11 protein-coding genes are annotated in these 12,569 nt (G+C 67.3%); 4 read left to right on the top strand and 7 right to left on the bottom strand.

The features are described 5' to 3' along the window. Positions 1–81: 81 nt before the first annotated feature. On the bottom strand, positions 82–1,341 hold the full coding sequence (locus ACLD02_RS02415) for an ammonium transporter (protein ID WP_203103825.1): 1,260 nt from the start codon (positions 1,339–1,341) through the stop codon (positions 82–84). A gap of 73 nt (positions 1,342–1,414) precedes the next feature. After that, complete coding sequence (gene glnK / locus ACLD02_RS02410) at positions 1,415–1,753, bottom strand: P-II family nitrogen regulator (protein ID WP_067612559.1); 339 nt, start codon at positions 1,751–1,753, stop codon at positions 1,415–1,417. 320 nt (positions 1,754–2,073) lie between these two features. On the opposite strand from glnK, the gene ACLD02_RS02405 reads away from it, so the two are divergent. Then, positions 2,074–2,325 (top strand): accessory factor UbiK family protein, encoded by a 252-nt coding sequence (locus ACLD02_RS02405; protein WP_410297836.1) that lies wholly within the window; start codon positions 2,074–2,076, stop codon positions 2,323–2,325. Positions 2,326–2,349: 24 nt separating this feature from the next. Here ACLD02_RS02405 and ACLD02_RS02400 read toward each other — a convergent pair whose 3' ends face one another. Both ACLD02_RS02400 and ACLD02_RS02395 read right to left on the bottom strand, forming a co-directional pair. Further along, positions 2,350–5,319, bottom strand: coding sequence for an autotransporter domain-containing protein (locus tag ACLD02_RS02400; RefSeq protein WP_410297835.1), 2,970 nt, complete (start codon positions 5,317–5,319; stop codon positions 2,350–2,352). Between the two features lie 108 nt (positions 5,320–5,427). Next, complete coding sequence (locus ACLD02_RS02395; protein WP_410297834.1) at positions 5,428–6,327, bottom strand: alkyl sulfatase dimerization domain-containing protein; 900 nt, start codon at positions 6,325–6,327, stop codon at positions 5,428–5,430. 17 nt (positions 6,328–6,344) lie between these two features. On the opposite strand from ACLD02_RS02395, the gene ACLD02_RS02390 reads away from it, so the two are divergent. Then, positions 6,345–6,992, top strand: coding sequence for a substrate-binding domain-containing protein (locus ACLD02_RS02390; RefSeq protein WP_410298623.1), 648 nt, complete (start codon positions 6,345–6,347; stop codon positions 6,990–6,992). An 80-nt stretch (positions 6,993–7,072) separates the two neighbouring features. Then, positions 7,073–8,560 carry a YifB family Mg chelatase-like AAA ATPase gene (locus ACLD02_RS02385; protein ID WP_410297833.1) on the top strand — a complete coding sequence of 496 codons (1,488 nt, stop codon included), beginning with the start codon at positions 7,073–7,075 and terminating at the stop codon, positions 8,558–8,560. On the opposite strand, the gene ACLD02_RS02380 is transcribed toward ACLD02_RS02385, so the two are convergent. The 3 genes from ACLD02_RS02380 to ACLD02_RS02370 all read right to left on the bottom strand — a co-directional run bounded on the left by ACLD02_RS02380 (position 8,532) and on the right by ACLD02_RS02370 (position 11,360). After that, the gene (locus ACLD02_RS02380) at positions 8,532–9,419 is read right to left on the bottom strand and encodes a DMT family transporter (protein WP_203103835.1); all 888 of its coding nucleotides are present in this window, start codon (positions 9,417–9,419) and stop codon (positions 8,532–8,534) included. The two genes, ACLD02_RS02385 and ACLD02_RS02380, sit on opposite strands and share 29 nt — an antisense overlap. Positions 9,420–9,472: 53 nt before the next feature. After that, positions 9,473–10,231: an SDR family NAD(P)-dependent oxidoreductase gene (locus tag ACLD02_RS02375; protein ID WP_410297832.1), complete on the bottom strand. Its 759-nt coding sequence runs from the start codon at positions 10,229–10,231 to the stop codon at positions 9,473–9,475. Between the two features lie 100 nt (positions 10,232–10,331). Further along, positions 10,332–11,360 carry an AraC family transcriptional regulator gene (locus ACLD02_RS02370; RefSeq protein ID WP_203103839.1) on the bottom strand — a complete coding sequence of 343 codons (1,029 nt, stop codon included), beginning with the start codon at positions 11,358–11,360 and terminating at the stop codon, positions 10,332–10,334. A 129-nt stretch (positions 11,361–11,489) separates the two neighbouring features. Here ACLD02_RS02370 and ACLD02_RS02365 point away from each other — a divergent pair, with 129 nt between their 5' ends. Further along, positions 11,490–12,551 carry a fatty acid desaturase family protein gene (locus ACLD02_RS02365; RefSeq protein WP_410297831.1) on the top strand — a complete coding sequence of 354 codons (1,062 nt, stop codon included), beginning with the start codon at positions 11,490–11,492 and terminating at the stop codon, positions 12,549–12,551. The last annotated feature ends 18 nt before the right edge of the window (positions 12,552–12,569 follow it).

The following is a 12,569-nucleotide window of genomic DNA, read 5'->3' as shown; positions in this document are numbered from 1 at the left end:
GCAACCGCCCGTGGAGAATCCGCGATGAACAAAAAAGGGCGCCCGAAGGCGCCCAAGGTTGTTCCAAGGAAGGAAACAGAATCAGCTTTTCACGAATTCCGGGTAAGCCTCCATGCCGCAGTCCACCAGGTCCATGCCTTCGTACTCGTCCTCTTCGGAGACACGGATACCGACGACCGCCTTGAGGATGCCCCACACGATCAGGCTGGCCACGAACACCCAGACGAAGATGGTGATGGCGCCAACGATCTGGCCGGTGAAGGTGGAACCGTCGTTGGTGAGCGGCACCAGCAGCAGGCCCAGCAGACCCACGACACCGTGCACGGAAATGGCGCCCACCGGATCGTCGATCTTCATCTTGTCCAGGGCCACGATGCTGAACACCACCAGCACGCCGCCCAGGGCACCGAACAGAGTGGCGGTGAGCGCGGTCGGGGTGGAAGGCTCGGCGGTGATGGTCACCAGACCGGCCAGGGCGCCGTTGAGCAGCATGGTCAGGTCGGCTTTGCCGAACAGGAAGCGGCCCACGATCAGGGCGGCCACGGCGCCACCGGCGGCGGCGGTATTGGTGTTCAGGAACACCATGGCCACGGAGTGCGCGTTGGCGGCGTCGCCCAGCTTCAGAACGGAACCACCGTTGAAGCCGAACCAGCCCATCCACAGGATGAAGGTACCCAGGGTCGCCAGCGGCAGGTTGGCACCGGGGATCGCGTGGATCTCACCGTTGGGGCCGTATTTGCCTTTACGCGGACCGAGCAGCAGCACACCGGCCAGGGCGGCGGAGGCGCCGGCCATGTGCACGATGCCGGAACCGGCGAAGTCGGAGAAGCCCAGGTCACCCAGGTTGTACATGCCAAACACGTCGGCACCGTTCCAGGTCCAGGAACCTTCCATCGGATAGATGAAACCGGTCATGACCACGGCAAAGGCCAGGAACGCCCACAGCTTCATGCGTTCAGCCACGGCGCCGGAAACGATGGACATGGCGGTGGCCACGAACACCACCTGGAAGAAGAAGTCGGACGCGGCGGAATACACGGAATCGCCGTCGAAGCCGTTGGAGGCGGAATCCGCCAGCACGCCGGCCAGATCGAAGGACTCAATGCCATTCAGGAAGATGCCACCGTCGTACATGATGGCGTAGCCGCACACCAGGTACATGATGCAGGCGATGGCGAACAGCGCCACGTTCTTGGCAAGAATCTCTGTGGTGTTCTTGGCGCGAACCAGACCCGCCTCGAGCATGGCGAAGCCGGCGGCCATCCACATTACCAGCGCGCCACACACCAGAAAATAAAAGGTGTCGATGGCGTACTGAAGTTCGAAAATTTGATTTTCCACGTTGCAACCCTCCGAGAATTTGGAAGCGTGTTCAGGACCTTGGCATGGGTCGTATTACACGTTGCTTTGAAACTTAGATCGCGTCCTCGCCGGTCTCGCCGGTGCGGATGCGAATGGCCTGTTCCAGGGTGGTGACGAAAATCTTGCCGTCGCCAATCTTCCCGGTATTGGCCGCCTTGGTGATCGCCTCGATCACCTGATCCAGGCTGGCTTCCGCGATCGCCACTTCGATTTTCACCTTGGGCAGGAAATCCACTACATATTCCGCGCCGCGGTACAGTTCGGTGTGGCCTTTTTGACGCCCGAAGCCCTTCACCTCGGTAACGGTGATGCCCTGGACGCCGATCTCGGACAGTGCTTCACGCACGTCGTCCAATTTGAACGGCTTAATAATGGCTGTAACCAGTTTCATTTCTATCTCCTTCAAACGCTTATACCGCGTCCGTTGACGTTCGTTGGGTTTCAGGCCCCGCTTTGGTTCCCGATCCATCCACTCGCGCGAACGCTCTAGCCCATTTTGTGCACGACCCATGCCAGTTTTAAAAAGTCACGCAAACTCAGGGGGTTAGAACTTAGTTCCTGGCGTCCTGCCGGGTCATTTGCGGCATTATAGTGCACCAGTTTGGACCACAACCCAAAACGGTGCACGCCGTTACGGTGCTCCACGGCGGAGCGCCCGTGCTACCATCGGACGCCGATTCGCCCGACCCCGAAATAGTGGAGCCTCCGGCCATGCAAAGCCAAGCCTTTATCGATCGTTTGATGGCCGACATCAGCCGTCATTTGCCCGGCGACCTGGGTCGCCTGCGCCAGGACGTGGAGCACAGCGTGCGCGCGGTACTCAACGAAACCCTGACACGCCTGGATCTGGTCAGCCGGGAAGAATTCGAAGTGCAGCGCCAGGTGCTGGAACGCACCCGCGCCAAGCTGGACGCTCTGGAGAAGGAAGTGGCGGCGCTGGAAAGCGCCGCCGATCAGCCCTGAGCCAGGAAGGCATCGGGTAAGCGATCAGAACGACCAGCCGAAGCGGGCCTGGCCGCCATGGTCGGCCCGGCCGTCGCCGGTCTCGCCCAGGTAGCCGAGAGTCAGGGTGGCACGCGGGGCCAGCAGCCAGCTGAAGCCGGCTTCCATCACCAGGGTATCGCGGGCCAGTGGCGCCCCTTCAACGGTAAAGGCTCCACCGCCGGCAAAACGCAGTGACGCCTCCGGCGTGGTGTCCCCCAACGCATGTTGCCAGCCCAGGCTGCCGTACAGGCGAGTGGTGGGCTCACCGGCCAGGGTGGTGGAGAGCCGCGCCCCCAGGGTGCTGAAGGTGGTGTCCAGGGTTTCCCGGGCGCCGTGCAGGGCAGCGTCGCCGCCGTGCTCGTCGCCACCGTGCAATACCGTGCGCACCTGCGCCAGCCGCACGAACGGTTCCACGCTGCGAGTGGTCCCGAAACGGTGCGCCGCCTCCACGAACGCCTGCCAGGTATCCGCGTCCCGGTCGCTGGCCAGGGATTCATTGAGCCCGCCCATGACCGCCCGACGACGGGTGTCGATGCGGTGATGGCTGTAGAACAGGCCGCCACGCAGGGCACCCGGGCCGTGGCGGTACTCGCCGAACAGGCCGGCGTGGACGCTGTCGATGTCGGCGCTGCCGCGCTGGTCCGCCAGGTTCAGATCGGTACGGCCGGCGCCGAGCAGAACGCCGGCACGGCCGCCGCCAGTGAACACCCGATCCACGCCCAGCAGAGCACCCTGGGTGTCGCGGTCACGATCCGCGGTGCCGGGCTCGCCATCGGTCTGCCCCACGTTGCCGTAGGCTCGCAGCCAGGCAGTGACGCCCTGGCCCCGCGCCAAAGTGGTGCCGGCGGCCAGCCGGTCGTCGTCGCCGAAGCGCTCCAGGGCCGCGTCCCGCAGCAGCCGGCTGTCTTCCAGCAGCGCCCCGGCGGCACTGGCGTGCACCTCACCGCTGAGGCTGTCGTAGGCGGCGGCCAACGCCGCCGGCGAGCCGGTCTGCAGCGCCACCGTATCGTGCAGCACGTTGCCGGCGCCCAGGCTCTGCACCCCGGCGGCCACCGCCCGCTGGTTGTCGGTTTCGGCGACGGCGGCGAAGTTCAGGTCGTTACGGCGCAGTTCCAGGTCCACGTTATTGGCGTCATAGAGCAGCGCCGCGTCCAGGAACAGGAAGTCCGAGGCCACCTGGTCGAAGCCGTCCACCAGCCCACCGTCGGCGGTAAGAATGCGGTAGCGGCTGATCGGCCGATATTCACCGGCTTCGCCGATGTGCACTACGGAGCCGGCCAGGGTCGCCTGGCCGGTAACGTGCAGGTGATCGGCGGCGCTACCGGCCGGGTCCACCTCCACCTCGAAGGCGGCGCCGTCCGTCAGGGTCAGATCCCCGTCCACCGTCAGGGCGCCGATGGAATTGCCCGGTGCCAGGATACCGCCGGCGCGCACTTCGGTGCTGCCCACCTGGCCATTGCCCTGCAGGCGCCCACCGCTGAACACGGTCAATTCGCCACCGAGCGCGCCGTCCACCGCCAGCACGCCAGCGCGCACTTCATGCAGACCGGCGTAGGCGCTGGCATCGCCGAGCAGGGACAGGCGGCCGCCGCCCACTTTCTCCAGGGCACCGGCGCCGGCGCTGATATCGCCCGAGAAGACGGTATCACCGTCACCGTCCACGGTGAGCAGGTGGTCACCCAGGTCCAGGGCGCCGGTAAAGGTAGCGGTGCCCGCACCGGCCCACAGCGTGGTGTCGGCGAGTTGGCGCAGGGCATTGCCCAGGGTCACGGTGCCTCGGGTGGCGAGGGTGCCGCCGTCCAATTCCAGGGTGCCGCTGCCCAAGGCCTGGTCGGCGGCCAGCGTCAGGGTGCCGCCGGTGAGCCTGGCGGTGCCGCTGAAGCCGGTGGACTGGCCATTGAGGACGGTGTCGCCAGCCCGGTGTTCGATCAGGCCATTGCCGTTGAACACCGGGAGGAACTCATAGCCCTGGTCGGTGTGGTTGAACACCAGGGCGCCGTCACCGCCGGAGAAACGCACTTCCTGCACGTCCAGAAAGCCGGCGCCGGTGGCTGTGGTCTCGCCGCCCAGGTAGACACGCCCGCGGGCATCCTGATGGCCGCCGATAATCACCAGGGACGGTGTCTCCCCCGCCGGGGCAATACGCACGGTGGCGCCGTCGGCCACGGTGGCCAGACCCTCGCCCTGGTAGCCCACGAACAGATAGCCTTGGCCGGACCAGAGGGTGTCGGCGCCGGTCATGTGGAGCTCGCCACGAGCGGTGCTTTCCCAACCGAGCAGGCCCTGGGCGGTGTGCACGCGAGCACCGTTGCTCATGGTGACCACGCCCTCACCGGCCTGGCCCACGGCGGCATAGAAGGCATTGCTCAGTTGGCCGCCGTCCAGGTGCACCGTGCCTTTGCCGGTGGTGTAGCGGCCCAGCACCAGATAGCTGTCGGAGTGCACATCCGCATTCTGGATAGTCAGGTCAGCCTGGCCGCGCTGACCCACGGTCAGGGTCGCGGCCACGTTCCAATCGGTGTCCGCGCCTTCCACCCTCATCACCGCCTCGCCGCTCTCTTCCTGGGCCAGGGTGGAGCCGTTGGAGGAGATGGTGGCGCCGTTGGCGAACCGCACATCGGCGCTGCCGAGCGCGCCGAACACCATGCCGTTGGCGCTGTTGAACCGGGTTTGCGCGCCGGTCACCGTAAGGGTGCCCGCCGAGTCATCGAGGTTGCCGAGAATGGTGAAGCCGGCGTTGACCTCGGCCCCATCGGCCACGGTCAGTTCGCCGACGCCGTCGAAGCCAACGAACAAATGGCCTCCGGTATCCCAAGGATCGGGGCGGTCGCCGGGCAGTTCGACCACCTCGCCGTCGTCGATCAGATAGTCCACCGGCGCCGCCAGCGCCGGGCCGGCCGCGGCCAGCCCCCAACACAGAACAAGAGCGCCACCGGCTCCCGTTAGACGGTAGCAAGCCTGGAAAGATGTCATTGTTATCCCCTATAACCCACAACAAAAATGCGCCAACCGGCATATTGGTTTTGCAATCTGGTTCACACCATTTTTGTGCATTATTACCGGGGAGGCGTGTCGACGGTATCAGTCCATACTCGTAGCGGAAGGCGTGACGATGTCGAAACCCGGGGCGAATTCGTCGAGCAGGGCGAACAGGCGCCCCATGGCCACCCGGTCCAGGTCGGTTTTGTTCATGGTTGCCGACACCCGGGGGTGCGGGTGGTGGCGGCCGGCAAGATGGGTGAGCACGCCGTTGCGCAGGGTCAGGGCGAAGCGGTGCTGCTCCGGCGCGTCCAGGTCCGGGAAGGTCCAGTTCAGCACCAGTTCCTCGCCCGCCGCGCGCTCGCCATTCAGACGCACCGCCAGGAACGAGAAAAACAAATCCGGCGTCATCGAGCGCACCAGATCCGGGGCCTGGCCGCCGCCCACCCGGCGCACGCCCAGGCGCAGCTCCTGGGCGCCGGTCAGGTAGGCATTGCGCCAAGTGGTGTTTTCACACTGATAACCCAGCTGCTCCAGAGCGTCGGCCTGCAGTTCGCGGGCGTCCCGGTTGTCCGGTTCGGCGAACACCACCTTGTTGACCACCTCGGCCACCCAGCGGTACTCACCGCGCTCGAACTCCACCCGCGCTTTTTCCAGCACCGCGGCGGCGCCACCCATCCAGGCCACCGTGCGGCGGGCGCTGTCCACCGGCGGCAACGGGTTCAGGTGAGCCGGGTTGGCATCGTAAAAGCCCATGAAGCGCTGGTAGGCCGCGCGCACGTTGTGGCTCACCGAGCCGTAGTAATCGCGGGCGTACCAGCGGCTGGCCAGGGGCTCCGGCAGGCGTTTCAGACGATCGGCGATGTCCAGCGGCGTCAGCCCGTGGTTGAGCAGGCGCAGGGTTTCGTCGTTGAGGAAGGCGTACATATCGCGCTGGTCGGCGAGAAATTCGCGGATGTTGTCGCCGCCCCAGGTAGGCCAGTGGTGCTGGGCGAACAGCACATCGCTGCGGTCGCCGTATCCGCCAGCAGGACCTGGGCGAGGTGCGTTTCGGCGCCGGCGCCTTTCCCTCGGCGGTGCTGTTGCCCGGGGTGCTGGCCGACCTGCTGAACGCCCACCCGCGCCTGAAAGTGCGGGTGGAGGTGGGCGAATGGGCCGGCCTGCTGCGCAAGGTGGAGGCGGAACAGCTGGACTTCGCGGTGGTGGAACGGCGCACCGTGCCCCCGGACTCGGCCCTGGAAACCCGCCTGCTGGCGGTGGAGTCCGCCGGCTGGTACGTGCGCGGCGGCCACCCGCTGGCGGCGCGCCTTGGCTTGGCGGTGACCGATCTGCGCGCCTACCCGCTGGTGTCGGTGCCGCTGCCGGCGGCGGCCCGGGAGCGGCTCGGCCGGGAGCTGGGCCTGGCCCATGGCGAGGCCTTGCCGCTGGCCCTGGAGTGCAACGACCTGATCGCCCTGCGCGAGGTGGTGACGCGCACCGACGCGGTACTCAGCGCCACCCCCTCGGTGTGCCGAGAGGAGGTGGCGCGCGGTCGCCTGGTGCGGCTGGACCTGGATCGGGTGCGGCCCAAGGTGGAATTCGCCGTGGCCCGGCTGGCCCAGCGCACCCTGGCGCCGGCGGCGGAGAAGGCGCTGGCCCTGATCGAACGCAGCGTGGGCCGCCTTTAACCGCCAACGGGCAAAACACCTACACCACGACGGGCGCATCTCGCACAGGCCACACCGGCCCGCCGCGTTAAGCTGGGCCCATGAACATCACCAGCCTCAACAGCCGCGCCGCCCGAGGCGTCGACGCCGTGCCGGTGCGCGTGGAAACCCATCTGGCCCCGGGCCTGCCCGGCTTCACCATCGTCGGCCTGCCGGACACGGCGGTGCGGGAGAGCCGCGACCGGGTGCGCTCGGCCCTGGTCAACGCCGGCTTTGATTTCCCCCAGCGGCGCATCACCGTGAACCTGGCCCCGGCGGATCTGCCCAAGGACGGCGGACGCTTCGACCTGCCCATCGCCCTCGGCATCCTGCTGGCCAGCGGCCAGCTGGGGCGGGTGGACACCGGCGGGCTGGAATTCGTCGGCGAGCTGGCCCTCAGCGGCCGGCTCAACCCGGTGCCGGCCCTGCTGCCGGCGGCCCTGGCCTGTGCCCGCGCCGGCCACACCCTGGTGGTGCCGCCGGACAACGCCGACGAAGCCGCCCTGGCCGGTGCCCACACCCTGGCGCCGGCCAGCCTGGCGGCGTTGTGCGCCCATCTGCGCGGCGCTGAACGCCTGGACCCGCACCCGGCACCGGCGGTGCCGGCCTCGCCACCCACCGCCCTGCCCTGCCTGAGTGATGTACGCGGTCAGCCCGCCGGCAAGCGGGTGCTGGAGATCGCCGCCGGCGGGGGCCACTCACTGTTGCTGTGCGGCCCGCCCGGGGCCGGCAAGAGCCTGCTGGCCGCACGCCTGCCGGGGCTGCTGCCGCCGCTGGCTCGGGAAGAGGCACTGGAAGTGGCGGCGGTGCATTCCCTGCGCACCGCGAGGCCGGCGTCGGCGTTCCTGACCCGGCCCTACCGCAGCCCGCACCACACCATCTCCGCCACCGCGCTGGTAGGCGGCGGCGGCCGGCCCCGGCCCGGGGAAATTTCCCTGGCCCACCACGGCGTACTGTTCCTGGATGAGCTGCCGGAGTTTGGCCGCCAGGTTCTGGAGGTACTGCGCGAGCCCCTGGAAACCGGCGAGGTGCACATCGCGCGCACCGCCGAGCAACTGCGCTTCCCGGCCCGCTTCCAACTGGTGGCGGCCATGAACCCGTGCCCCTGCGGCTATCTGGACGACCCGAACAAAGGCTGCGGCTACCGCTGCGACAAGGCGCGCCGTTATCGGCAGCGGCTGTCCGGCCCGCTGCTGGATCGCATCGACCTGCACCTGACGGTGCCGCCGGTGGACGCGGCCACCCTGCTCGCCGACGGTGACGGCGAACCCAGCGCCACGGTAAGAGCCAGGGTGACGATCGCCCGGGAGCGACAATGGACCCGCCAGGGTTGCCTTAACCGGGACCTGCCGTCGGACGCCCTGAACCAGGGGCTGCGCGTCCACCGCGCCTGGCTGCGCGGCGTCATGGAGCGCCTTGATCTCTCCGCGCGGGCCCTGCACCGAAGCCTGCGGGTGGCGCGCACCATCGCCGACCTGGCCGCCAGCGACGAGGTGGAGCGCGCCCACCTGCGCGAGGCACTCAGCTATCGGGAGAGCGAGCCGGACTGAAGCGCCGCCACAGTTCCGCCAGCATCACCCCGGCCAGGGTCAGCAGACCACCGAACAGATGCGCCCAGGTAAGCTGCTCGCGCAGCACCACGGCGGCGATGGCGGCGGTGAATAACGGCACCAGATTGAAGAACAGGCTGACACGACTGGGATCGAGCCGGGTGATGCCATTCATCCACAACCAGGGCGCGGCGATGGAGGCGGCCACGCCAGCGTAGGCGATCAGCGGCAGCGCCTCGGTGCTCAGCCCCTGACGCGGCGACAGCAACATCAGTGGCAGCAGCACCACGATGCCCACCAGCACCTGTAGGTAAAGCAGGGTGAGCGCCGGCAGGTCCGGCCGCCAGCGCTTCAGCAACACGCCGTAGACCGCGTAGGACAGTGTCGCCAACAACATCAACAGATCGCCCATGTTGACGCCCTGGTGAATCAGGGCGGCCGGGTCGCCGGAGGACACCACCACGATCACCCCGGCCAGGGAGATCAGCGCCCCGGTGACCGCGCCCAGGGTGAGCGGCTGGCCGAGCAGTAGCGCTGACAACAGCAGCGCCAGCAGCGGCATCAACGAGAGAATGATGCCCATGTTCGTGGCACTGGTGGAAATGCCGGCGTAGTAGGCCAGGGTCTGGTAGGCGACCATGCCGAGAATACCAAGCACCACGTTGTGCCACAGCCACGGCCGGATGGCGTGGCGCTGGCGCCATAGCGGTCGCAGCATCACCGGGGTGAGCAGGGCGCCGGCCAGCAGCCAGCGATAGAAACCGATCTCCGCCGGGTACAGCACCCCGGCGACCAGCTTGTTGACCACGTTGTTGCCCGACCAAAGCATCACCGCGGCCAGCGGAAACAGGTAGGCCAAAACGAACTCCTCGAGACGGGCGCCAACCGGCCCCGCCAGTGATTACGGAACGCTCAGAGGCTGTTGCAGAGATGGGCGCCATCCACCGGGATGGCGGCGCCGCTCATGTAGGAGGAGGCGTCGGACGCCAGCAGCAACAGCGGCCCCATGAGTTCGTCGATGCGTCCCAGACGCCGGTAGGGAATGCGCTTGATCAGCTTCTCACCGTGGGGCCCTTGGAAAAAGTCCCGGTTGATGTCGGTTTCCACGTAGCCAGGGCAGATCGCGTTGCAACGGATATCGTGGCGCGCGTAGTCCAGCGCGATGGATTTGGTGAGCTGCACCACGGCGGCCTTGGAGGCGGTGTACGGCGACAGCAGGGCTCCCACCCGCAGGCCGAGAATGGAGGCAATATTGATGATATTGCCGGGACGGCCGTCGCGGCGCCATTGCTGGATGGCGAATTTGCTCACCGCCCAGACGCCGTTGAGGTTGGTGTCGACAACCGCGTTCCAGTCCTCTTCTTCCAGGGTATCCAGACCACCTTCGCGGGTAATGCCGGCGTTGTTGATCACCACGTCCAGGGCCGGCATTTCCGTGAAGGCCTTCTCCACGCTGGCATGATCGGAAACATCCATGGGCACCACCACCGCGTCACGGCCCTGGGCGCGGACCGCCTCGGCGGTTTCCTGGAGCTTCTCCACGCGCCGGGCGGCGAGCACCAGATCGGCGCCGCGCTCCGCCAGTTCCCGGGCGAAATGGGCGCCAAAACCACTGGAGGCACCGGTGATCAGGATGCGCTTGCCGGAAATGTCGAAACAGCGGTCACTCATGATTCTCTCCTCAGCCGTCGCCGGAGCGTCGGCACAACGATTCGGTCAAAAGACTTTACTGTAACGGAAAACGACGGGGATCGCTGCGCCGGACGGCGGCTCAGTCGCGGTAGTAGCTGGGCGGGTGGCCGGTCCAGCGGCGGAAGGCGCGGGTGAAATTGCTGGGGTCGGCGTAGCCGAGCAGGTCGGCCACCTTCTGCACCGGCTGGTTGGCGCGCAGGTAACGCACCGCCCGGGCCATGCGTACCTCCTCGAGCAGGTTTCGGTAACTTACGCCCAGGGCGGCGAGGTGCCGGCGCAGGGTGCGCGAGGTGAGATGGAAGCTGGCGGCGAGCTGTTCCAGGCTGGGCAACATGCCCTCGGCCTGCATCAGCCGGGAGCGTACCCGCGAGGCCCAGTCCTGGTCCGCTTCCAGGCGCTGCAACTCCTCCTCGCATTTCTGCGCCGCCATGCGCCGGGAGGTGGGGTCGGCCAGGGTGAAGCGCTCGCTCATCAGGCGGGCCGGAAAACGCAGCGCCGCCACCGGCTTGCCGAAGGTCACGGGCATGCCGAGCACCTCGGTGTAGCGCTCCGCGTGGGGCGGCGCCGGATAGGGCAGCTCCAGGGTGGCGTCACGGAAGCGCTCACCAAGCAGGTAGCGCAGGCCGCCCACGAGAGCGGCGGTGACCACTTCCAGGTAGGGTTCGCGGATGTCTCCCAAGTCGTAGGGTTCCGCCAGGCAGAAACGCACCCAGCGCGGATGCGCCCGCAGGCGCGGCAAGCACAACCGGGTGCGGGTGCGGAAATAGCGCTCCAGCAATTCCAGGGCCTCGCCCAGATCGGCACTGCTGATCGCCGCGTAGCCGAGCAGGCCGTGGGCGGTGACGGTGAGTTGCTGGCCCAGGGCCAGACCGATGGCCGGATCGCCGCTGAGTGCCCGGGCGCCCTCCATGACGCGGCGGAACTGGTCGAAGCGCAGCGCCGGTTCGGCGCCGTAAACGGCGTCCTCGCTGAGCCCCACCTCGGCCAGCAGCCGTTCGGTGTCCAGCCCGAACTCCTGGATCAGCTCCAGCAGGTTGCGCACATAGTTGACCGGGATCGGCGTGCGATCACCGGCCAGGTCATTGAGGTCCGTGCCATCGGTATTCATGACGCTAAGAATACAACCGTTCTCGGCTTTGTCCGAAAATGACAGGACAGTGTCCGCCCCGGCTCTTCGTTCCGGCGCCGCCGGCCAACGAAAATGGCGGCGCCCTGTCATGATCACGGAGATCCCCCGATGACTTCTTCCTCCGGCTACCAGCGCCAGTTCGGCGCCGACGATGCCCGTGCCATCCGCGACGCGGTGAAGCGCGATCTGGGCCCGGAGGCGTTCCGTCCGCGCCCCTGGCGCGCGTTGTGGTTCCTGCCCATGAGCGCCCTGGTGGTGGTCGGTCTGGCCGCCATTCTGACCCTGGATCTGCCCTGGTGGGGCAACCTGCTGACCGCCTTGCTGGTGGGCCACACCCTGGGTTGCCAGGCGTTGCTCGCCCACGAGGTGCTGCACGGTGCCCTGGGACTGAGCCGGCGTACCCAGAACCTGCTCGGCTGGGTCGGTTTCGGCCCGCTGCTGGTACCACCGGAATTCTGGCGACGCTGGCACAACGTGGCCCACCATGCCCACACCAACCTGGGTGACCAGGACCCGGATTCGTTCGGCACCGAGCACCGCTACCGCAAGCACCCCAAGCTGGCCAACTTCACCCGTCTGGCGCCGGGCTCGGGCACCTGGTACAGCTACTTTTTCCTGTTCTATTCGTTCGTCTTCCACGCCCAGTTGGTGCTGTGGATGCAAACCCGGCGGCGCCAGGAGTTCCGGGGCTTCGATCGTGCCCGCGCGATCCGTCAATCGCTGACCTGCGCGGCCGCCTGGTTGCTGCTGGCGGTGGTGTCCGGCCCGCTGGCGCCGTTCACCGTGCTGATTCCACTGATGGTGGCCAATGCCCTGGGACAGGGTTACATCCTCACCAACCACATGCTGCGCCCGCAGCTGGACAACAATCACCCGGTGGACAATTCCATGAGCGTGCGCCAGTGGCGCTGGCTGGACCCGCTGCACTTCCACTTCAGCCACCATGTGGAACACCACCTGTTCCCGAAACTGGGCTCCGACCAGGCCCCCCGGGTGCGTACCTGGCTGCAACGGGAAATGCCCGACCGTTACGTGTGCCCCAGCCACTGGCGGGCGCTGGTGATGCTCTACCGCACGCCCCGGGTGTACCGCGATGCCCACACCCTGATCGATCCGCTGCGGCGCGAACGCACCGTGGACGTGATGGCGCTGCAAAGCGAGCTGCGCTGACGTACCATTGGCCGTCTT

It is taken from the genome of Alloalcanivorax sp. C16-2, assembly GCF_046507615.1.
Taxonomy (GTDB): domain Bacteria; phylum Pseudomonadota; class Gammaproteobacteria; order Pseudomonadales; family Alcanivoracaceae; genus Alloalcanivorax; species Alloalcanivorax marinus_A.
This window is presented reverse-complemented; position numbering and strand designations above follow the sequence as displayed.